Annotated in this window: 19 protein-coding genes; 13 read left to right on the top strand and 6 right to left on the bottom strand. The window is 44.9% G+C overall.

Annotation, left to right across the window (positions count from 1 at the left end; translation table 11 throughout):
• Window positions 1-13: 13 nt before the first annotated feature.
• The 3 genes from GX089_03480 to GX089_03470 are packed head-to-tail and all read left to right on the top strand — an operon-like array spanning window position 14 to window position 2,304.
• Window positions 14-859: a ParA family protein gene (locus GX089_03480; GenBank protein ID NLP01531.1), complete on the top strand. Its 846-nt coding sequence runs from the start codon at window positions 14-16 to the stop codon at window positions 857-859.
• Window positions 856-1,107 (top strand): hypothetical protein, encoded by a 252-nt coding sequence (locus tag GX089_03475; GenBank protein NLP01530.1) that lies wholly within the window; start codon window positions 856-858, stop codon window positions 1,105-1,107. Before GX089_03480 ends, GX089_03475 begins: the two co-directional genes overlap by 4 nt.
• Before the next feature lie 36 nt (window positions 1,108-1,143).
• Window positions 1,144-2,304 carry an FprA family A-type flavoprotein gene (locus tag GX089_03470; protein NLP01529.1) on the top strand — a complete coding sequence of 387 codons (1,161 nt, stop codon included), beginning with the start codon at window positions 1,144-1,146 and terminating at the stop codon, window positions 2,302-2,304.
• A gap of 9 nt (window positions 2,305-2,313) precedes the next feature.
• On the opposite strand, the gene rlmD is transcribed toward GX089_03470, so the two are convergent.
• The gene (gene rlmD, locus GX089_03465) at window positions 2,314-3,477 is read right to left on the bottom strand and encodes a 23S rRNA (uracil(1939)-C(5))-methyltransferase RlmD (protein NLP01528.1); all 1,164 of its coding nucleotides are present in this window, start codon (window positions 3,475-3,477) and stop codon (window positions 2,314-2,316) included.
• Window positions 3,478-3,512: 35 nt separating this feature from the next.
• Window positions 3,513-5,708: a glutamine synthetase type III gene (locus GX089_03460; GenBank protein NLP01527.1), complete on the bottom strand. Its 2,196-nt coding sequence runs from the start codon at window positions 5,706-5,708 to the stop codon at window positions 3,513-3,515.
• Between the two features lie 416 nt (window positions 5,709-6,124).
• On the opposite strand from GX089_03460, the gene GX089_03455 reads away from it, so the two are divergent.
• The 6 genes from GX089_03455 to GX089_03430 all read left to right on the top strand — a co-directional run bounded on the left by GX089_03455 (window position 6,125) and on the right by GX089_03430 (window position 11,061).
• Window positions 6,125-7,207, top strand: a complete 1,083-nt coding sequence (locus tag GX089_03455) for a hypothetical protein (protein NLP01526.1) — start codon at window positions 6,125-6,127, stop codon at window positions 7,205-7,207.
• A complete protein-coding gene (locus GX089_03450) occupies window positions 7,204-7,974 on the top strand; it encodes a hypothetical protein (protein ID NLP01525.1) in 771 nt (256 codons plus the stop codon). Before GX089_03455 ends, GX089_03450 begins: the two co-directional genes overlap by 4 nt.
• Window positions 7,975-8,059: 85 nt before the next feature.
• Entirely contained in the window at window positions 8,060-8,320 is a 261-nt protein-coding gene (locus tag GX089_03445; GenBank protein ID NLP01524.1) for an acyl carrier protein, read from the top strand.
• 8 nt (window positions 8,321-8,328) lie between these two features.
• On the top strand, window positions 8,329-9,492 hold the full coding sequence (locus GX089_03440) for a beta-ketoacyl-[acyl-carrier-protein] synthase family protein (GenBank protein ID NLP01523.1): 1,164 nt from the start codon (window positions 8,329-8,331) through the stop codon (window positions 9,490-9,492).
• Window positions 9,492-10,292, top strand: coding sequence for a hypothetical protein (locus GX089_03435; protein ID NLP01522.1), 801 nt, complete (start codon window positions 9,492-9,494; stop codon window positions 10,290-10,292). Before GX089_03440 ends, GX089_03435 begins: the two co-directional genes overlap by 1 nt.
• Window positions 10,270-11,061, top strand: coding sequence for a polysaccharide deacetylase family protein (locus GX089_03430; GenBank protein NLP01521.1), 792 nt, complete (start codon window positions 10,270-10,272; stop codon window positions 11,059-11,061). Before GX089_03435 ends, GX089_03430 begins: the two co-directional genes overlap by 23 nt.
• A 31-nt stretch (window positions 11,062-11,092) precedes the next feature.
• Here the strand turns inward: GX089_03430 and lnt are convergent, their stop codons facing one another.
• From lnt to GX089_03415, 3 genes are all read right to left on the bottom strand, one after another.
• A complete protein-coding gene (lnt, locus tag GX089_03425) occupies window positions 11,093-12,718 on the bottom strand; it encodes an apolipoprotein N-acyltransferase (protein NLP01520.1) in 1,626 nt (541 codons plus the stop codon).
• Window positions 12,706-15,468 (bottom strand): PKD domain-containing protein, encoded by a 2,763-nt coding sequence (locus tag GX089_03420; GenBank protein NLP01519.1) that lies wholly within the window; start codon window positions 15,466-15,468, stop codon window positions 12,706-12,708. Before GX089_03420 ends, lnt begins: the two co-directional genes overlap by 13 nt.
• A 160-nt stretch (window positions 15,469-15,628) precedes the next feature.
• Entirely contained in the window at window positions 15,629-15,886 is a 258-nt protein-coding gene (locus GX089_03415) for a flagellar biosynthesis anti-sigma factor FlgM (protein NLP01518.1), read from the bottom strand.
• Window positions 15,887-16,212: 326 nt separating this feature from the next.
• Here GX089_03415 and GX089_03410 point away from each other — a divergent pair, with 326 nt between their 5' ends.
• The 3 genes from GX089_03410 to GX089_03400 all read left to right on the top strand — a co-directional run bounded on the left by GX089_03410 (window position 16,213) and on the right by GX089_03400 (window position 17,969).
• Window positions 16,213-16,791, top strand: a complete 579-nt coding sequence (locus GX089_03410; protein ID NLP01517.1) for a phosphoglycerate mutase family protein — start codon at window positions 16,213-16,215, stop codon at window positions 16,789-16,791.
• A 116-nt stretch (window positions 16,792-16,907) separates the two neighbouring features.
• Window positions 16,908-17,129 carry a NifU family protein gene (locus GX089_03405; GenBank protein NLP01516.1) on the top strand — a complete coding sequence of 74 codons (222 nt, stop codon included), beginning with the start codon at window positions 16,908-16,910 and terminating at the stop codon, window positions 17,127-17,129.
• Between the two features lie 27 nt (window positions 17,130-17,156).
• A complete protein-coding gene (locus GX089_03400) occupies window positions 17,157-17,969 on the top strand; it encodes a DUF116 domain-containing protein (GenBank protein NLP01515.1) in 813 nt (270 codons plus the stop codon).
• A gap of 4 nt (window positions 17,970-17,973) precedes the next feature.
• Here the strand turns inward: GX089_03400 and GX089_03395 are convergent, their stop codons facing one another.
• Window positions 17,974-19,644, bottom strand: coding sequence for a DEAD/DEAH box helicase (locus tag GX089_03395; protein NLP01514.1), 1,671 nt, complete (start codon window positions 19,642-19,644; stop codon window positions 17,974-17,976).
• Window positions 19,645-20,028: 384 nt separating this feature from the next.
• On the opposite strand from GX089_03395, the gene GX089_03390 reads away from it, so the two are divergent.
• The gene (locus tag GX089_03390; protein NLP01513.1) at window positions 20,029-21,321 is read left to right on the top strand and encodes an adenylosuccinate synthase; all 1,293 of its coding nucleotides are present in this window, start codon (window positions 20,029-20,031) and stop codon (window positions 21,319-21,321) included.
• Window positions 21,322-21,417: the final 96 nt, after the last annotated feature.

The raw sequence follows: 21,417 nt of genomic DNA, 5'->3' as shown, positions 1-21,417 counted from the left end.
GTGAGGTAAATTTATGAAAATCATCTCGGTTCTTAACCACAAAGGCGGTGTAGGCAAAACCACTTTCACCGGATCAGTCGCACAGGCACTTTCACTTCTTGGATTCAGGGTGCTTGCAGCTGATAATGACAGTCAGCACAATCTCTCCTCGCTCTTTTGTGTAGGAGTCAAGTCACCGTGTATCCGTGATGTTTACTTATCTGATAAAGAAGGAGCTCCTGCACAGTTCCTCCGTTCCATAGTCAAAACCGAGCTTGAAAGCCTTCATCTTATCACATCATGCAGAGATCTCTGTGATGCAGATGTCAATGATACAGGAAGATTGAAACAATGCCTCGATGCCTGCAGGCTCGAGAGATTTTATGATTATCTTATTATCGACAACGCTCCAGGAATCGGGAAACTGCAGGAATCAGCCATTATAGCTTCTCACGAAATATTTGTCCCGACAGAATTGAAACAGTTTGCTGTCGATGGGCTACTTGAGATGGAGCAGACAATTAAGTCGAGATATCCTGAGGGTGGAAAGATTACACGGATAATTCCCAATTTCTACAAAAACACAATAAGACAAAACTCTTTTATAGAAGCACTAAAGAGACTTTTTCCCGGGAGGGTCACCAGTACACCAATACCTCTGGATCAGGTCTTTGATGAAGTGGTGACTGAGGGCAAGATCTTATTCCTGCACAGGCTTTACTCAAAGGGAGCCGCCTATTATCTTAAACTTGTACACGAGCTATTCGATTTGAATGAGGAAGAGATCTGGGAAAAGGTCATGGAGAAGCGTAAGAAGAGGTTAAGTGACGAAGCAAGGGAAAGGTTTTCAAATTACAGACAGCAGGGGAGCATGGCATGAAATCGGAAAAAGGTGAACCTGCTTTCCAGGACGTTGACAGTATCCTTTCTGAAAAGGTGATCAGGCGGACAAAGCAGAATATCGACTCAAGTGAAAAGGATTTTACCCGTGAAGATATTCCCCGGAAGAAAACAAGCCGGTTTCACAGAGTGAGTACGGTTCTACTGTGGGTTTTCCTTGTTTTACTGATCCTGAAGGGCGCAGAACAGATTATCGGTCATAAACGAAAACAGGTAATATTCAAATAGATAAAGGATAATCAGGGTTAGAGTGAGGAGAGAAACATGAAAGCAGTGAGATTGACGGAAAATATCTACTGGGTCGGAGGAATCGACTGGGATTTAAGAAACTTCCATGGCTATCTCACCCCCAGGGGTTCCACCTACAACGCTTATTTGATAATTGATGATAACATTACGCTTATTGACACTGTAAAGCATTATCTCTATGATGAGATGATCTCGAGGATCTCGTCTGTAATCGACCCGGCAAAAATTAACACCATTATATCCAATCATGTCGAAATGGATCATTCCGGCGGACTACCACGTCTCATGGATTTGATTCCTGAAGCCAGACTGATCACATCACCTAACGGTGAGAAAGGTCTCAGGGATCACTACCGCAAGGACTGGAATTTCTCAGTTGTGAAAACTGGTGATTCCGTAAAACTTGGCAAGCATACGCTCCAGTTTATCCTTACCCCCATGATCCACTGGCCTGACAATATGGTCTGCTACTGTCCCGAGGAAAAAATTCTCTTCTCGAACGATTCTTTCGGACAGCATATTGCTACAACGGAGCGGTTTGATGATGAAGTTGGTGAAGCGATTGTGATCGAGGAGGCACAGAAGTATTACGGGAATATAGTGCTCTCCTATAATTCCCAGGTACAGAAGGAACTTGAGGCAGCATCACACCTGGAAATTAATACAATCGCTCCCAGCCACGGACTTATCTGGCGTTCATACATCGGGAAGATCGTCAGCAAGTACAGCAAATGGGCCTACAACCAGACAGAGAAACGGGCTCTTATCATTTATGATACGATGTGGAAGTCAACTGCCATGATAGCGGAAGCAATAAGTGATGGTTTCGAAAACCGCGACATTAAAGTCAAGATGTTCAACCTTAAGGAGAGCCACATTTCCGATATTATGACCGATGTTGTTGAGGCCAAATATATATGTGTCGGTTCATCCACTCTGAACTCGAACATGCTGCCGTCAGTTTCCGCTTTTCTGACATACCTTCGGGCACTTTCTCCCAAAGAAAGAACCGGGCTTGCATTCGGCTCTTATGGCTGGGGAGGACAGAGTATCGATCAGGTGGATGAGGGTCTGAAGATGTGCGGATTTGAAATGCTTGAAAAGATACGCTGCAAATACATTCCGGCCCCGGAGACTCTTTCAGAGATAACATCAAAGATCGAAAAAAGCGTATAAAGTCGGTGATTACATCTGGTCTCTATCCAGAACTACAACACATTCAATATGGGATGTGTTGGGGAACATATCAAATCCCTGGATAGATATGAGCCGGAATTGCGGCTTAATGTGCTCAATATCAGAGGCGAGCGATTCCGGGTTACAGGAAACATATATCAGACGTTTAAGTCCTGATTTTTTAATTTCCTCAAGCATTTGCTGTTCAAGGCCTTTTCTGGGCGGATCCACAATCGCAACTGTGTAATCCGCTCCGGATATATCAGAGAAAAGCACAGAGGCATCACCTGCCAGGAATTTGACATTTCTTATCCCGTTCAGAGAGGCTGCTGCTTTGGCTGCATTAACGGAGGCCCTGTTTTCCTCTATTCCAAGTACAGTCGATGCCCGGGATGACACCCAGAGAGAGATACTACCCGTTCCACTGTAAATGTCAAGTACGTCTGATTTCTCCGGAATCCATTTCAGTACCTCGTTATAAAGATTCGGGGTCTGAAACGGGTTTACCTGAAAGAATGTGGAGATTCCAAGTTTGAATTTTAACTGTCCCAGTTTCTCCTTCAGAAAAGGTCTCCCCCACCATGTGTGTTCCTCTTCACCCAGCACAACGTTAGTTCTGCGCATGTTTACATTTTGAACAATTCCGACGATCTCTGCTGACGGGCTCAGGCGACCGCTGATAAGTTCAAGAAGTTTTCTTGAAAGGAAACGTGATCCTGCCGGTCTTTTGCCATTGGTAACCAGTCCGATTAAGATTTCTCCTGTATCTTTGCCTTTTCTGAGAAGAATGTGACGCAGAAACCCTGTATTGTTTTTCTCATTATAGGGGGTAAGATTGTATTTCCATGCCCATTCCCTGATCGCAAAGGCAACTGCTGTAAGATCCCTGTCCTGAATATAACATTCCTTCTGATCTATTACCCTGTGCGAATCACGCGTGAAACAGCCTAACACAGTTTTTCCTGCAGCAGTTCCGAAGGGAAGCTGAACTTTGTGCCTGTAGTAAAAGGACTCAGGACTGGGGATTATATTATTTGTGAATTCAGGAAATATCTTATTGAGCATCTTCGCTTTTCGCGCAAGCTGCTCTTTGCAGGAGAGATTCAGAAGGGAACATCCGCCGCATTCGGCAAAATGCCTGCATTTTACCGGATGTTCGTTTTCAACATTCATTTTTTAATAGACCCGGAGAATTCTGGTTAATACATTCAACTGATAAAAAGCATTTCCCTGTATTTTGGAAGCAGCCAGGATGAGTCGGGCATCGCATTCTCCAGTGCATCAACATGGCGCCGGATATGTTCCATGTGAGGTTTGAGTTCAGAGAAGTAACAGGCTGCTCTGGATTCCAGATCCATGGAACTGGTCTTTTCCAGAATTCTTTCCAATTCCCTGATATTTTTACGGATGTAATAAATATCGGCAGTCAACTTGGCGAGTGCTTCTTTTCTGTCATCAAGTGCCCCGTCCACAAATTTAACCGAACCTGAATCGGAGAGATCCTTGAGAAGATTCAGGCCGTCTGCCATATCGGCTTGATATTGATAGGCCGTAGGAAGTACAAGAGTGTTTACCATCTCCAGAAGAGTACGAGCCTCAATTTCCACTACCTTCTCATACATTTCCAGCCAGATCGTATATCTTGACTGCAGTTCAACGCTGGAGAAAACATTATGCTTCTTAAAAAGCTCCACAGTATCGGGACTGATAAAAGCCTTCAATGCCTCAGCTGAGGATGCGATATTTGGCAGCCCGCGTTTTTCCGCCTCTTTTACCCATTCATCTGAGTAGTTATTACCTTCAAAAAGTATCGGCTTTGATTCTTTAATAATCCCGGAGAGTACTTTCAGAACGGTTTTATTGAAATCTTTACCGGAAGAGAGTTCGGCTTTAATCTGTTCTGTAATAATACTTACCGAGTCCGCTACGATGGTGTTTATGATGGCTATGGAGGTGGAGATATTCATGGAACTTCCAAGAGCCCTGAACTCGAACTTTGCACCTGTAAAGGCAAAGGGTGATGTCCGGTTACGGTCTGTTGTATCACGGATAAATTTGGGTAAAAGTTTGACACCAAGATCGATAAGATCCTGCCTGGAAGCCTTTTCCATCTTACCGCTCTCAAGCATATTGACAATTTTTGTCAGTTGTTCGCCGAGATAGATACTTACAATTGCCGGCGGCGCTTCATTGGCGCCAAGTCTGTGTTCATTGCCGGCACTGGCCACGGCTGCGCGCAGCAGGCCGGAGTGTTTGAAAGCAGCATGAATCACAGCGCTGAGCATTGTTAAAAAGAGGAGATTCCCCTCAGGTGTGTCTCCGGGATTAAGCAGATTGTTTCCTTTGTCATCCGCAACAGACCAGTTCAGGTGTTTTCCGCTGCCATTTACACCTGCAAAAGGTTTCTCATGCAGCAGACAAACCAGACCATGCCTGCGCGCAATCTTCTTCATGATATCCATCAGTAGCTGGTTATGATCTGCAGCGAGGTTGGAGCGCTCAAAGACAGGAGCAAACTCGAACTGATGAGGTGCTACTTCATTGTGTCTGGTTGTTACCGGGATACCGAGCCTGTAGGCTTCCTCCGCGACCTCATGCATGTAGTTGAGCACACGTTCTTTTATGGAACCGAAATACTGATCTTCAAGCTGCTGACCTTTCGGAGAAGCTGCTCCTATAAGAGTGCGCCCAGTGAGCATAAGATCGGGCCTCATGCGGTAATAAGCCTCATCGATAAGAAAGTATTCCTGCTCAGCTCCGCATGTGGGGACCACACTTGTTACATCTGTGCGGCCGAAAAGGCGAAGAAGATTCAGACAGGCTTTATTCAATGCGGCATCACTGCGAAGCAGCGGCAGTTTCTTATCGAGCGCATCACCTGTGTAGGATATGAATATAGATGGTATACAGAGGATTTTACCGCTGTCAACCGAGGTGATGAAAGCCGGAGAAGATGGATCCCAGGCAGTATAGCCTCTGGCTTCGAAAGTCGCCCGAATTCCTCCCGATGGGAAAGATGATGCATCGGGTTCTCCCTGAATTAGTTTACTGCCAGTAAATTTCTCGATTACATTTCCGTCATTGCTAAGACTGATAAAGGAATCGTGTTTTTCTGCAGTCAGGCCTGTCATAGGCTGAAACCAGTGGGTGTAAGATGTTGCGCCTTTTGAGATAGACCACTCTTTCATTGCATGCGCAATCTCATCGGCCTGAGCCATGGTGATTACGGTGCCTTCCTCCTGCCAGCGCTTAAAAGATTCGAAAGTCTCCTCAGAAATCATTCTCTTCATAGTCATTTCACTGAAAGTATTCTCACCATAGTAGGTTGAAACCTGTACTGGAATACCTGTTTTCCGGACAATGACCGGTTCTATTCTCTGAGTTACTTCATTGCGGATACTCATCGTGGCCCTTCCTTTAAAACGCTACCACCAGCAGCGCAGATGGCTTGGAAATCTATATCAGGAGATCTCTCCGGGGCAAATGCAGGCCTGAATTACAAAAGCCGAAAGACAAAACCGGAGCCTGATATTGAAAAATACCTGTTCTCACAGCCCTGGTGAAGGAAAAACAATAATACGATCTATAACAATAAATATGCAGGCATCCATTTCAGAGTTAGTTTGGGGATTTAAGGGATTAATCAAGATGCGCCATAAGCCTGCAGAATTACTATAAACGTGGTCATATTGTATTTTTCAACTCTCCATGGATTAACCATTTCTCTTTGAGTGGCTAAACATCATGAGAACAGATTTCACAACACAAATTCCGGAGCCGGTCAAAATGTTTCTTCTCTGGATAAGGTGGTATTGAAGAATTGGACAAAGCAGTAGTTTTACAGAAGAATGAGATTCTGTGTGCTTCAGGGACTCTCAAACCCGCCAGCGAATCGATCCTCAGCGGGAAATCTGCAATCTGTAAGGGACCTTTTTTTGATATCGATACTGTATGCGCACCTTTTCCAGACCGCTCCTGGGCAACACTGAGCGGATCTGTGCATGCGCTCAAATCACTTTGCGGAAAACTTCCGGAGGGCCCCGGTGTTCTCTTTATTTATGCTGCTGCAAAAGGAGATATAGGTCCGATTGAAAAAGGCACAGATATTCCCCAGGCACTTTTAGATCATCAGGCCAGAAAAGTTGCCAAACTTCTGGGTATAAGACCTTCAAGAATAATGGTGGTATCCAGTGCATGCGCATCCGGGGCAATCGCGGTACAAACGGCCAAAGAGGTGCTCGAAAGAGAGATGTTTGAAAATGTGGTGATTTTCGGGTACGATGTGATCTCCAGGTTTGTGGTAAGCGGATTTCATTCCTTAAATGCTCTTAGCAGTAAAGGAGCAAAACCCTTCGACAAATCCCGCGATGGGTTGAATCTTGGAGATGGTGCCGCTCTTTCCGTTTTGACATATAAGACTCCGTCACAGGGAGATATCATTGTAGCCGGGGCAGGCTGTTCCAATGATGCGAATCATCGAACAGGTCCCTCCAGGACCGGTGATGGCCTTCTGAGAGCTGCTCAGGCAGCCCTGGAGGATGCTTCCGCATTTAAACCGATTACAGGCGCGGTAAAATGTCATGGAACAGCTACTGTTTACAATGACGCAATGGAGGCAAAAGCAATTACAGCCCTGTTTGACAGAATCCCGCCCATTTATTCAATCAAGGGAGCAATCGGACACACAAGCGGCGCTGGTTCACTTCTGGAGATAATGCTTGCCGCTGAGTTTCTGAAGAAGAGAAAAGTCCCTCCAACAACAGGGTTTGAGGAGCCTGGGGTTGAAGAGAAGATCCCTGTGAGCTCAGAGATTCAGGAGTTTTGCGGTAATTCTGTTCTCTGCCTTTCAGCAGGTTTTGGAGGACTAAATGCTGCTGTCGTATTGAAGGAGCACGGATTATGAGCTCCGTAAAGGTATATATCAGCGGGTTTTCAGCGCTCCATACGGATGGGATTTACACACCAGATGGGATAACACCATGGGAAAGTGATCAGAAGGGTCCTCTTGATGTAAGACGGAATCAGGTTCTCCCCTCACCCTATCCATCATTTGGTAAGCTCAACATCCCGGACAGGCTTGCATTCAGCGCAGCCGCTTCGGCACTATCCCGGACAAACCAGACCGTCGGAGAAAAAACCGGGATTTGCATGTGCATACCACAAGGATCGCTTTCGACTGACCTTCTTTACATGGATTCAGTTTTAAACGGATTTCCCAGTCCGGCTTTTTTCTCAGCTACTCTCCCCTCCTCAACTATTGCAGATATTGCCATATTCTTTAAACTGAAGGGGCCTGACAGGATTTTCTGCGGAGGAGATCTGCCAGGATTTTCCGCTATTGACACTGCTGCATACTGGCTGAAGTCGGGGAAAGCTGAAAGAGTGCTCTGGGTTGCAGTCTGGGAATCTTCGGGTGATTTTACGAAAACACCAGAAAAGAAAACCGATTGTGCCATCGCCATTCTTCTTTCCAACACCCCGGAGAGCGGTTATCTGGCTGAAATGGAATTCCGGCCTGACCTGCTATTGACATCTAAGGATCAGGAGTGCAATGAACAGGAGTTTTTCATGAGTGTAATAAATTCACTGATGAAAAAGAGGGAGGAGATTATTTCTGTTCCGGGAAGTGGTTTCAGAGGTTATATTTCTTTACGATACGATGGTTATTAATATGGAAATAAATCTTCCATATTTAAATCAAGGCATACTTTAAAACAAGGTAATCATTTAATCAATTAATCAAGGTGGAGCTTTCATGGAAAAGCTGATGAATGAACTGGGCGGCAAGATAATCAGCGCCTTAAAATTGAGTGATGTCAAACCTGAAGATATCGATGTAGATGCACCCCTTATTGGAGCGGGTCTTGGCCTCGATTCTATCGATACACTCGAGCTGCTTGTTATGCTGGAGAAAGATTACGGTGTAACAGTACCGGATGTAAATGCAGGCAGGAAAGTATTCTCATCTCTGAGGGCTTTGGCAGAGTACGTTCAGGAAAACCGCCAGAAAGAATAAGTTAGAGTATGTCGGTATTTGTAGCCGGGATGGGTGCTGTCAGTTCTCCGGGAAACAGTGTCCAGGATAGTTTTTCCGCTATTGTTCAGGGTCGTGATGGCATAAGACCGCTTTCCATCTTCGATTCCCGTCTCAAGGTTCCTCCATTCTGTGCAGAGATAGCAGAGATTCCGGAGAAATATTCAGACCTTTACAGATCTCTGGCTCTGGCGATGGCTGCTGTCGATGAAGCCATGCATTCTATGCCTGACAGAGAAAACCTCCGGATCGGAATATTGGTTGCAACAACTGTTGCCGGAATATCTCAGACAGAAAGATTTTATGAGGCACTGAGAAAAGATCCATCCATTATCGACCGTTCAGCGACAGAATTCGCTGTGCATGAGCCCACAGTACTGGCAGGAGAGATCTGCCGCCGCACAGGTGGAAGCGGCTTTCACACAGTATCGACCGCCTGCTCCACCGGACTTCACATAATAGGAATGGCTAAAAGATTTCTGGAACAGGGGACATACGATGCCTGTCTGGCAGTAGGAACCGATGCTCTTTCGATACTTACTGTCCGGGGTTTTGCGAGCCTTATGCTTCTTGACCCCAATGGATGCCGTCCCTTTGATAAACGAAGAGCAGGAATCAGTCTTGGAGAAGGTGCAGGTGCGATGCTTCTGACTACAGAAAAGTTTATCTCCAGATGCGTCAGCAAACCATTGGCTATGGTCAGCGGATGGGGTGCATCAGCGGATTGTTTTCACATGACCGCCCCCCACCCCGAAGGTCTCGGGGCACAATTGGCTGTCAAAGATGCTATTGACGAAGCGGGTATTGCACCAGAGCAGATCGATCTGATAGCGGCACACGGAACCGGAACCCCTGACAATGACAAGGCAGAAATCAAAGCGATGAAATCCATCTTCAATACCCTGCCCCCTTTCTGTTCGATGAAAAGAACTCTGGGGCACACACTTGCCGCATCAGGAATTCTGGAGTCAGTATTAGCTGTAAAGGCACTTCAAGAGGGAATAATACCCCCTACAGCCGGATTCGAAATAGAGGACGAGGAGATAGGAGTATCTCCTTCACAGGTGATGAACCGTCCCCTGAAGCATGTTTTGAAAAACTCCTTCGGCTTTGGCGGCAACAATGCAGCCGCTGTATTTACAAAGGCAGAATAATGCAGCAATTCTTATCTGTATTATCATCATCAGCCATAATTCCCCGCAGAGAACCGGAATGGGAGAAAGAAGTACCGGCATCGCTGAAACGCCGTGATCCAAGAATCTGGCAGATGGCCTATCTTGCCGCCTCACGCACCCTTGGCAAAACAGATTTGAAGCCGAATTCCATTGTAATCGGAACCGGTCTTGGTGCCCTTGATGAGACAAAAAACGTGCTGGATGGAGTATATGGAGAGGGTTTCAGTTCACCCCGTAATTTCATCGCCTCAGTACATAACAGCATAGCCGGGAAGCTGGCCTTGGAATTCAGGATCACAGGTCCCAACCTTACAATGTGTGAAGGGCAGAATTCTCTGGCCTCTGCAATCATTGCTGCGGGACTGTTGAGTGACAAATATTTCCCGGCTCTGGTGCTGGCAATCGATGAAAGAATCGAACTCCTTGACAGAATTCATCCTTTCATGTCTGAAAAATGCAGACGATATCTAAGCGCAGACTGGGAGGAAGCTTCTGTCGGATTTCTTCTTGGGAAATCTCTTCATCAGGAGGGAAACCTGATCCGTGCCTTTGGCCCGGTCCCTGCCGCAGGAAAAGATCCCGAAGAAGCCTGCAGAAAACTGGTTAAAGACAATGCCGGAGACAGTTGTGAACTGATGAGTGAAAGCGATTCTTCTTACGTCAAGCCGGCTATTTCTGTTTTCGAATGGCTGAATTCTTCTGATCAGAAACATGTTGCTGTGTGCTCATACTCTCCGGTTTCCGATGGAGCCGCTTTTGTCGAACTTATTAAAAAATAAAGCATTCCGCTGGTTAGTTTCTTTTCTTGTTTTTCTTTTTCTTACCATTGTTATTCCGCAATACAGATATCTTTTTCTTACCTTTTTACTTCTGCACATACCCGTTCTGGTATGGGGCATTATCGATATCAGGAACTCTTTTTTCTGTCCCACATTCTGCCATAAAAAGGGTGAAAAAACTGCAATTGCGCTTACATTTGATGACGGGCCTGCCCCTCAGATCACTCCACAGATTCTGGAACTGCTGGGCAGATTTGGATATACGGCCACTTTCTTTGTCATTGCCAGAAAAGCAGAGAAGCACCCTGAAATTATTCACAGAATAATCGATGAAGGGCACACCATAGCCTGTCATGATCTTGACCACCGCTACACATCCAATTTTCGCCTTACCGCAGCGATGGTCAGAGAGATCGGAGAGGCACGGGAAATTCTTCGCCGCATCACCGGAAAAACAGTGCGTCTTTACCGCCCGCCTGTAGGTCTTACAAATCCGCACCTGAAAGCAGCGCTTGAAAAACTTGACATGGAATGCATAGGATGGAGTGGAAGTGTAAGGGATGGCGGCAACCGGTTCAGGAAAACCTTCCGACTCATTCCTGAGCTTGCCAGACCAGGATCAGTAGTATTACTCCACGATACAATTCCTGATCCGGAAATCAGAGATGAGTTCCTGGTTCAACTGGAAAAACTGTTTCTGACAATCAGAGAAAAAGGTCTTATCCCCTCGCCTGTTCATTCCATCTTCGGTCTGAAACCGTATTCCTGATCAGTTCGGATGATTTGAATTAAAGAGAAGCTTATGGTGTATCTGCCTGTGGCCCGGGCTGCTTTTTTCCAGGCCTGACACGGGAGATTACAATGTAAATTGCACTGCTGAAAGTAACAAGCAGGCAGAGAAAAATAAACCAGTCACCCCACCTGGAATAAAATGTCTCTTTTTTTACAGGAACGACACTGCCGGAAAGGATCGTTCTTTTATAAAGTCCTGTTTTCTGAAGCACACGCCCATACTGATCTACCAGCATGCTTATCCCGGAATTGGCACACCTTACCAGGGGTACACCATTTTCAACAGCTCTCATTCTGGCCATCGTTGCATGATGAAAGGGGCCGCTTGATTTTCCAAACCATCCATCATTGGTGATAGTTACTATCATATCGGCTCCCTGTTTCACCCGTTTCTGGACAAAACCAGGGAAGATAATTTCATAACAGATAAACGGTGCAGCTTTCAGATTCCCACTCAGGTTGTAAATTGTGGATTCCAGTCCTCTTTTGAAATCAGCTTCCCCCAGATTAACTCTTGATAATATGGGGAATTTCCCTTCAAAAGGGATCGCTTCACTGAAAGGAACAAGCTTGCTTTTATGATATGGCAACAGATCCTTTTTAACAGGATCAACCAGAAAGGCCGAGTTGTAAACAAAATAGTCATAGATAGATCCCTCAGGCGATTTATCCCAGTGAAGTGCACCAAGGATAATAGGGGTACCTAAAGAATCTGCCCAGCTAATTACTCTTGATTTGAGATTGGGACGCCTTGAAAGATAGCAGAGCAGGGCACTTTCAGGAGCGATAATCAGATCCGGTTTCGTTTCGGAAGCACGATAAACCATCGATTCGGTGATGGTAAATGCAGTGTCCAGAGATCTGTTTCCCCAGTTGAACTGGTCGATATTGGTTTGCAGAAGAGAAACATTGAAGCTCTCACCGGTGATTTTTTCCCTGGTTTTCATCCAGCCGGCAAAACCGACTATAATAATAAAAACTGTAAAAATGCAAAGGTGGAGCCATTTCTGAGACTGGTTCCGGTTTATTATGTAGCTTACAACAAGCTCCCAGACAAGCATATTTCCCAGCACGATGAGAAAAGTCAGACCCCATACACCCGAGAAGGATGCAACCTGAGCCAGTGGAATAATCGGCATCAATGAATATCCCAGAAATGCCCAGGGAAAAGAGATATCGCCAAGTGAGCGGGAATAATCGATCAGAACCCAGAGTGCGGGAAAAACTAATATATACATCCGTGGTAACTGTTTGTAAACATATCGAAAAAGAAGCCCAGCGGCAAGGTAGAATAAACCAATTACTGCTGAAGCGAGCACCAGACCGATAAGGACCATGTGCCAGAGTCCTTCTGCTGTAACAAAACCGATCCAGTAAAACTGGCTGAGTGCTGCTGTGATTGAAAACAGGTAAGTATGTACTATAGCACGTTTAAAAGGCGTCTGCACAGAAAAAGCAAAAAGCGGTATCAGAATGGCAAAACCAAGGAACGGAAATGGGGCAAGAAGGATGTTCTGTTCATGGTTAAATGGGGGTAAACACAGAGAAAACAGTAATCCGGAAAGCAATGGAATCCACCATCGGTTTCCCTCTTTATAATATCCCAATATCTTCTGTAAAATTATTTGCAACATCTGATCCCTGCATAAAAATACTTCCTGCCTTTTTGAAGCTGAACATGTGAATCACATCTGCTGCCATCTTCACCGCTTTGCCAGGAACCACCATATACATAAGCTCCTCTGGTCCATTCAGCGGCATTGCCGCTCATGTCAAATATTCCCGATGCTCCTGCGCAGTGTAAGAAAACTCCTGATGCGCTCAGCTTGTTCTTCACAGTCGGATTACCGATTGTATTGCAGCGATCCACCTGATACTCTTTCCCATAGGGGTAATTCGATCTCTCATTCTGATTTCTGCAAGCCATTTGCCATTCCTCTGCTGTGCAGATCCTTTTTCCCTCTTTGGCACAGGTCTCAACCGCTTCCTCATAGGAAACATCTACCACAGGCATTTCATACTTTTTGTTTGGCCATTCATAGATATCGACACAAAATCTGCCACCCTCAATCAGTTGCATTCCTTCAGGACAGATTATCACCCGAAGAGTATCAAAAGCAACAGCACTGTCAGAATCGGTAACTTTAAAGATTGCAAAGCTGTATTCAGTGAAGGAGTGCTCCACTATTCCGTTTTCCTCTGAGGACCAGTCAAATACCCCGTCAGCATCAAAATCCCATTGATAACTAATAATCTCTCCGTCCGGATCCTCTCCTTTGCCCTCAAGCCTGATCTTTCTACCCTTTTTAGAAATCACATCCTCACCAGCTCTGGCAACAGGAGGCATATTTGTGACGATCACCTCTGCAGAATCACTCACCTTTTGCCCATCCTCAGTCTCAACTGTTAAAACAACAGTATGTTTTCCGGACCTTCTGAACACATGGGTGACACTGCTGTTCTGCTTTAAAGTTGTATCCGGGATATTATCATTGTTGAAATCCCAGTAATAAGCCAGTATTCTGCTGTCAGGATCGCTGGCAGATCCTTCTAATCTTACCGGCGAATTTATCTGCGCCTTGTAGGGCCCTCCGGCATCCACACTGCAGGATGTATTCACAATGACCAGTTTTTTCCAGTACTGCCCGGTTTGCCCTATCGAATCCTCTACACTGCACCGGATAGTATACAAGCCGGCTTTTTGAAAGATTTGTACATGCTTTTCGCTGAGTGATTTCGTTTCAAATACAGTATCATTGTCAAAACTCCACTCGTATTTTACTATCGGATACTCATTAGGACCTGTTTTGCAATAAAACACTACAGAATCCCCAATGTGAGCTGAGTCCCTGGACTCAATATCCACAACAAGGTCTCTGCCAATCAACACTTCTGCGGTATCGGTGTCAAACAAACCATGGGTGTCTAATACCTGAAGAATAACGCGGTATTTCCCGGGATTTTTCCAGGTATAATAAACACGCTTTTCCCGGAGGAAATTTCCTCCTGATGGGAGATCCCAGTTACCATCCCCGTTTGTATCAAATCTTACCATCAGATAGCGAGAAGAATCCTGAGTATCACTTGAACTTGCGGCATCAAGTTCAAAGACAGACTCAGTGTTTCCCTTTGAAGGGGTAATGGAAAGCTTTGCTCTGGGAGGAGCATTAACCATCACAGTGCGGGTTGCTCTGGCAGTATGCCCCCGGGCATCCATTATCTCAACTGTTATCTTTCTTTCTCCCTCTTTATTGATAGAGATATCTTTGACCACTGAAGTTGAGCCGAACTTTCCGGGGTGAGGGTATTCAAATTTCCCGTCACCATCAAGATCAAACCTGTATGAAAGTCCTTCAAACCTGATTGCACCTGTACGCAGGGGAGCGGCTGAAATCCTGAATGGCTGCCTGGGTTTTACAATTCTGGGTACATTTAAGGTTGCAGCAAGTCCAGATGAGACTATCAGGGTGTACTCATAATCGGAGAATTGTGAATCTGTATCCATGGCTCTGATACGCACATCCATTTCACCGGACGAAAGCGGGCGATAATGGATCTCACCGCTGAATGCATCTATGACCATACCCTCCGGGCCCTTTAACAATTGATAGTAAACATGTCTACCTTCAGGATCATAAGCTTCAATTGTATCCACAAGCAGTTCCCCTGCCATGCAGATATCCCCTGGTATTCTCTTCCACTCCGGCGGCAGGTTGTCTCCTCCCGGAGTCTTGACTATGCATCCTGTATTTACAAGTGCACCATCGATCAAAGAACTCCCTACCCAGTTCCTCAGTTCTGCAATATCCAGTTCTGATGGAGGAAGCATCTGTCCTGGGGCAGCCCCCTCCACCAGATACCGGGTACAGGGTGGCAGCATTATCTCCTCACCCTTTACACTGTAGAAAGAAACCGAACCGGACAGTGTAAAGACAGACAGTGTATTTGTTTTGCTTTTGTATTTAATGTAAACCTGAGCATCAGAAGCCATAACCCTTCCAGCCCTGGTTATGAATATATACGGGGTTGTTTCATTACGTGAATCACCCGATATAAAATGAACATCACCCTGAACCAGGTAAACAAGTGTCTGATTTTTCTTGTTGAGTGGACCAATGCTCAGCTTTGTGCCTTTATTGAGGTAAAAGCCTGCTCCATTTCCGGATGAAAGTTTTGCTTTTGAGTTCATCGAGAGGGAAACAGTATCACCTTTCATCAATTTCAAGCGGTTGACCAAAGGAATATTAGAACCATTCCTGATCAACAAAGCATTACCGATAACAACTGAAACTGAGGGAATACGGCCTGAATCAGAATTTGAACACAGTAACAGGGTGCTTAAAACCAGCAGAAAACAGATTACCCCTCCCCGGGATTTTATCATCTATCACTCCATCATTTTTTAAAGGAAAGTAAATCATTTTCAGCGGCATAAAAACAACTTTATGCATCACAGGTAAACGTAATGCAGCGGAAAGATAAAGAATTGTAAATTTAGATTTTATCGTTCAGACTTAAGCAAGTCAAGCAGGAGGAGTTTTTTTTCAGAGGCTCTGCCCCATTGTCTTGGCAAAACCGTGACTCAAATCTTCCAGAACACTATCCGAATTGTAGAAACCACTATTAATCTTCTTTTTTATTTCCTCAAGCAGGTCAGCCCTGATTACTCCTGTATTCCTTATCTCTACAGTATCAACCTGAGGGAATTTTTCTTTACCGGGATTCACTTTAGGGTTTTTTTTAGGGGAAAACCTTGCTTTAGACTCTAATGAGGTGATGTGTCCTGGTCCCTGGATACGCATTGCAAGATCCCTCTAAAGTGAAACATATTTTTGCCGATAATAGGAATGTAAGGATTTGCCGTTTCTCCTGCTTTACTCTCCTCGACAAAAACCCTGTGTTTTTGTCTTTTTTTTTCTTTTTTCCTCTTTTCAGGCCTGTATGCTATTCCCCCTATTCTTATTATCGGCAGGAAAAGAAGAGTACTTTAATTTTTTTTGCTTTTTTTTCTATAACTTTTCATGGTATCATTTCTGTGAACACTTGATACTCCAGTTTAAATAGCTATTTACAATTTATTTATTAACCTGGAAAAAATGTACGTCAATCAGGTTTAAAGGTGATATAAATGGGAAAAGTCTCTCTGATAAGGCATGGAAAACCGGAAATACATGACAATTATACCATGTTTTCTATCCTGTCTGGAGATGATATAGAGAAATTCCGGGTCTCTTATGATACCTGTGGCTTGAGTCCTTCAAACAGTATTACACCTGAATTGAATAAAATCATTCTGGATGGTGATCTGTTTATAAGCAGTGGTCTAAGGCGCTCAATGGAGTCCCTGCGCCTTTTAGGAGTAGACTCATTTGAAACAGATGAACTGTTCAAGGAAGCAGAAATTCCTTGCGGAATTGGAAAGAAGTTAAAACTACCCCTGTTTTTATGGGTGATTATACTGAGGATTATATGGAGGTTTGGACTGAGCACTAATGCCGAACCTTTCAAAAGTTTCAGACTCAGAATTAAAAAAGCTGCTGATGTGATCGAAAAGAATGAAAACAGATCAAAACACATTGTAATAATGGCTCATGGTTTTGTTAATCGTCTGTTAAGGAAAGAACTCTTGAGACGCAAATGGAGGTCGATATACAGGATGGGGGGTAATTCATTCTGGTCTGTAACCACATTTGAGAAGCACCAGTAGCAGAAACAGCCGGGTTCATGACCCGGAAAGGTAATATGGAAAAAGAATTGTCCGATACCCTGGATGTATTTATTTTGGAGATGTTCCTGATTTGAAGTTTATTTTAAGGGAGAAATATGAAAGAGAAAGTACATGAAGTAATCCAGGAGATACGCCCCAATCTGCAGGCTGACGGGGGAGATATCGAGCTTGTTGATGTGACAGAGGACGGAATTGTGAAGGTAAAGTTACAGGGAGCCTGCAGGGGTTGTCCTGGTGCTGCCATGACCCTTAAAATGGGTGTGGAGAGAATACTTAGAAGTCGTATTCCTGAAATCAAAGGCGTTGAGAGCGTTTAAAGTACCACAATCCCTCCGGTTAAGGAAATGAACCAGACCGAAGCCCTCAATCAGGCAATCACCGGTAGTATTGAAGAATCCGGCTGGCGCTCAGCATATAAAAAGTTTACATTCCTGTTTTTCTGCTGGCTCAGTCTTCTAATTGTCGGTACACTTGAGGGTGTGGTCTTTTATTTAGTGCAGCCCCGGCTTTCAGCTCTGAGTCAGCCTCTGGCTATACTGGTTTTATCTTTCCTGCTGTTTGTATTCCTTATTCTATTCTCCGGGCTCTCACTGATAACCATCACTGCTCTCACAGGTATCGACCTTCTGTACCCTCACGGCAAAAAATCCGTAACAGTGAACTTTCTTTTTCCGATCGCGATTTTTCTGGCACAACTGTTCCGGGTTAACCGCAATGCCCTGCGCACTTCTTTTGTCAAAGTAAACAATGCATTGACTAAAGCACAATCAAAGCGTATCAAGGGGGACAGAATTCTGGTTCTCCTCCCCCATTGCCTTCAGATCGACATCTGCAACAGAAAGATCACCAACAACATCAACAATTGTGTCCGCTGCGGAAGATGTCCGGTTGGAGAACTGGTAGCGATGGGAGAAAGCCATGGGCTGAAAATCGAAGTAGTTAACGGAGGAACCCTGGCCCGCCGCCGTGTTGCAGAGATGCGTCCTGATGGCATTATCGCGGTGGCTTGTGAACGAGACCTGACTTTAGGTATCCAGGATGTTTATCCTGTTCCTGTGTTTGGTGTAATAAATGACAGACCATATGGTCCCTGCCTGAATACCTGTGTTGATATGTCTCTGGTTGAGGAAGCAGTAAAGTTTTTCCAGAGAAAATAACGCGTCAGCTGAATTCCCTGAACTCAATCTCGTAAGAATAGCCCTGCTCTGTGAGAAAGAGCTGTCTTTGCATTGCAAAGTCCAGTTCTTTCGATTCCCTGGTAACAATAGAGTAGAATACAGCCGGTTCATCGGATTTTTTGGGGCGCAGGATTCTTCCAAGCCTCTGCGCTTCCTCCTGACGTGAACCAAAGGAGCCGGATATCTGTATTGCCACATTTGCATCTGGAAGATCAATGGCAAAGTTACCAACCTTTGACAGTATAAGAAGCTTTATTTTACCAGTTCTGAAATCATTATAAAGCTCATCGCGCTTTTTATTTGGAGTGGCACCGGTAATAACAGGAGCACCGAATTCTTTGGCAAACTGCTCAATCTGGGTCAGATATTGGCCGATAATAAGAACCTGGTCATTTTTATGCTTTTCAATCAGTTCTTTTGCAACAGCAATCTTGCAGGGATTCTCGTATGCCAAACGGATCTGCTTTTTAGGAGTAAGGGAAAGATAGTGCATCTTCTCTGCATGAGGAAGATCGACCCTGATCTCTACACAGCGGGCTGTGGCTATCCATCCCTGACGCTCCAGGTCTTTCCATGGTACATCAAACTTCTTCGGCCCGATCAGAGTAAACACATCATCCTCATGGCCGTCCTCACGCACGAGTGTAGCGGTTAGCCCCAGACGCCTTCTGGCCTGCAATTCAGCAGTAAATTTGAAAACCGGTGCAGGAAGCAGGTGAACCTCATCATAGATAATAAGTCCCCAGTTTTCCGAGTTGAACACTGCGTAGTGGGTAAAAGGATCTGTTTTTTTCTTTCTGTATGTCAGGATCTGATACGTGGCTATGGTAACAGGTTTTATCTGCTTCTGCTCACCGCTGTACTCTCCGATGTCATTTTCCTGGAGTCCTGTTTTATCCAGAATCTCCCTTTTCCATTGATGTGCGGCAGTAACATTTGTCACCAGAATGAGAGTGCGCCTCTGAAGGAGACTCATGGCGTAGATTCCAACGATTGTTTTTCCGGCCCCGCAGGGAAGCACCACTACACCACTACCCCCGGGCGCATCTGGACTGCCAATGAAATTTTCCGCGGCAAGCTTCTGATACTCACGTATTTTAAACTCTCCCCCGCTCAGCATCTCCTTACGCAATACAATTTCAAAAGGCTCCCCATCCACATAACCGGCTTTGTCGTAAGCGGGAAATCCGATACTTGTAAGTACCTGCTTTATGACACCTCTGTTTTCAGGAGAGACAAGATAGCGGTTGGGATCGAGTTGCCTTATAATTAGAGGCCGCATTTTCAGATGCAGCATAAGATGGTGAAGAATCGATGCGTCAGCACTGCTAAGAACCAGTCCCTCTGGTGCGCTCTCAAGAACAATTTTCCCAAACCGTCCCATAAGCTCTACAATGTCATCACTGACATTGGAAGGAAGCGGATATCTGGTGAATCGCTGAAGTTGCTGCAATACATCCTGAGCAGTCAAACCCAGGGCAGCCGCATTCCAGAGGGAAAGAGGTGTGATGGAGTAGGTGTGGACATATTCCGGACTTTTGTCAAGGTGAGCAAAAAGGCTTATTGCATTGCGAGCCTCAACAAAGAGCGGATTGTTGACCTCAAGAAGCAGAGTGCTGTTACTTTGTACAATTAACGGATTTTCTGGATTCATCTCTTTCTCAAAAGCCAGGAGTTAGGAGCTGGAAGTCAGAATTCAGAGGACTGAATAGACTTATGAATATAAATTATAGCTGAGGAATTCGATATATTAAGCGATATATTTAGAGCCCGGATGGAGTCTTTTTTGACATCCCTTATATCGGTTTTTGGAATCGGTATCGATATTTGGGCACATAAAAAGAACAGAAGTATACCGATAAAAATGCCGGTTTTAATATCGATTCCAATACCGATGTCGATTCCGACCCTGATTAAGTAAAACAGGCATTTCAATATTTGACCATCAGAGATACATGACTTAATTTAGAGGGTTGCATTTTACGGCATTCCGGGTGTCCGGAGTGCTGATTTTTTTGTTTTTTTCTTAGGTGATGATATGGCCAATGCAGTTATAGTGGGAACCCAGTGGGGAGATGAAGGGAAAGCCAAGGTAATCGACTACCTGACAGAGCGTTCTGATCTGATAATCCGTTTCCAGGGCGGAGCAAATGCCGGGCATACGGTTATTGCAGATGGCAGGAAATTTATTTTCCATCTGGTCCCCTCAGGAATAATGTATTCCGACAAAACCTGTGTCGTTGGAAATGGTGTTGTTTTTGATTGTGAGCAATTCCTGAGAGAAGTTGACGAACTGAACAGTTTCGGCATTTCTGTTGACAACCGTCTCTTTGTTTCCGATCTGACTCATCTTGTACTCCCCTACCATAAAGCGCAGGATAATGCCGCGGAATCCAACATGGGCCAGGGGAAAATCGGCACTACAGGCAGGGGGATAGGACCGGCATATTCCGACAAAACATCAAGAACTGGCCTGAGAGTTGGCGATCTGCGGAACTGGGATTTCTTTGCAGAAAAATTTTCAGCCAATTTTGCCTTGAAGAAGAAGCTGATTGAATCGGTGTATCAGAGCAAATTTGATCTTTCACTTGATTATATTCTCTCTCAATACAAAATGATAAGGGAACGCATGCTCCCTTTCATAGCCGATACAGGTTTTTTAATTTTTGATGCTTCCCAAAAGGGAAAACGGCTGCTGTTTGAAGGGGCACAGGGAACTTTCCTTGACATCGATCATGGTACTTATCCTTTTGTTACCTCGTCAAATACACTCTCCGGTTGTGCATGCGCCGGCTGCGGAATCGGGCCATCAGCAATTGACCATGTAATAGGAATCGTGAAAACATATACCACCAGAGTAGGAAACGGGCCCTTTCCTACTGAGCTGTTTTGCTCCACAGGAGAAAAACTGCGTCAGGAAGGTGGTGAATTCGGGGCTACAACCGGCAGACCACGCAGGTGTGGATGGTTTGACAGTGTGATGGTAAGAAAAGCAGTTCAGCTAAATGGACTTACACGACTGGCACTTACAAAGCTTGACGTTCTTAACAAGCTGGATACGATCAAAATCTGTACTCATTACGAAATCGACGGCAAAAAGGTTGAACAGTATCCATCTAGTCTGAGCGATCTTGAGAAAGCAGTTCCAGTTTACACAGAAATGGAAGGGTGGAAGTGTGATATTTCAGGCTGCAAATCGATGAGTGATCTTCCATCAAATGCACTCCAATATATAAAGAAAATCCAGGACCTCTGTTATGGCATTCCTGTTCTGATTCTTTCAATCGGTCCGGACCGCAGCCAGACAATAGAGGTCGAGCCACTGGAGTAAACGAATCGACCAGAAAATAATCTGGCTCCGGATTCGTATTTTAGTTAAAAAATAACCGGATCAACCCCAAAAAGAGGTTACCCGGGATCATCTTTA

Origin of the sequence: Fibrobacter sp. (genome assembly GCA_012523595.1) — a bacterium.
Taxonomy (GTDB): domain Bacteria; phylum Fibrobacterota; class Chitinivibrionia; order Chitinivibrionales; family Chitinispirillaceae; genus JAAYIG01.
Note: the sequence above shows the minus strand (reverse complement) of the source record. Positions and strands in the feature narration are given on the sequence as shown.

Coding starts and splice junctions, on each gene's coding strand:
- GX089_03480 (NLP01531.1), top strand. CDS start 14: ATGAAAATCATCTCGGTTCTTAACCACAAAGGCGGTGTAGGCAAAACC.
- GX089_03475 (NLP01530.1), top strand. CDS start 856: ATGAAATCGGAAAAAGGTGAACCTGCTTTCCAGGACGTTGACAGTATC.
- GX089_03470 (NLP01529.1), top strand. CDS start 1,144: ATGAAAGCAGTGAGATTGACGGAAAATATCTACTGGGTCGGAGGAATC.
- rlmD (NLP01528.1), bottom strand. CDS start 3,477: ATGAATGTTGAAAACGAACATCCGGTAAAATGCAGGCATTTTGCCGAA.
- GX089_03460 (NLP01527.1), bottom strand. CDS start 5,708: ATGAGTATCCGCAATGAAGTAACTCAGAGAATAGAACCGGTCATTGTC.
- GX089_03450 (NLP01525.1), top strand. CDS start 7,204: ATGAGCTCCGTAAAGGTATATATCAGCGGGTTTTCAGCGCTCCATACG.
- GX089_03445 (NLP01524.1), top strand. CDS start 8,060: ATGGAAAAGCTGATGAATGAACTGGGCGGCAAGATAATCAGCGCCTTA.
- GX089_03440 (NLP01523.1), top strand. CDS start 8,329: ATGTCGGTATTTGTAGCCGGGATGGGTGCTGTCAGTTCTCCGGGAAAC.
- GX089_03435 (NLP01522.1), top strand. CDS start 9,492: ATGCAGCAATTCTTATCTGTATTATCATCATCAGCCATAATTCCCCGC.
- lnt (NLP01520.1), bottom strand. CDS start 12,718: ATGTTGCAAATAATTTTACAGAAGATATTGGGATATTATAAAGAGGGA.
- GX089_03420 (NLP01519.1), bottom strand. CDS start 15,468: ATGATAAAATCCCGGGGAGGGGTAATCTGTTTTCTGCTGGTTTTAAGC.
- GX089_03415 (NLP01518.1), bottom strand. CDS start 15,886: ATGCGTATCCAGGGACCAGGACACATCACCTCATTAGAGTCTAAAGCA.
- GX089_03410 (NLP01517.1), top strand. CDS start 16,213: ATGGGAAAAGTCTCTCTGATAAGGCATGGAAAACCGGAAATACATGAC.
- GX089_03405 (NLP01516.1), top strand. CDS start 16,908: ATGAAAGAGAAAGTACATGAAGTAATCCAGGAGATACGCCCCAATCTG.
- GX089_03400 (NLP01515.1), top strand. CDS start 17,157: ATGAACCAGACCGAAGCCCTCAATCAGGCAATCACCGGTAGTATTGAA.
- GX089_03395 (NLP01514.1), bottom strand. CDS start 19,644: ATGAATCCAGAAAATCCGTTAATTGTACAAAGTAACAGCACTCTGCTT.
- GX089_03390 (NLP01513.1), top strand. CDS start 20,029: ATGGCCAATGCAGTTATAGTGGGAACCCAGTGGGGAGATGAAGGGAAA.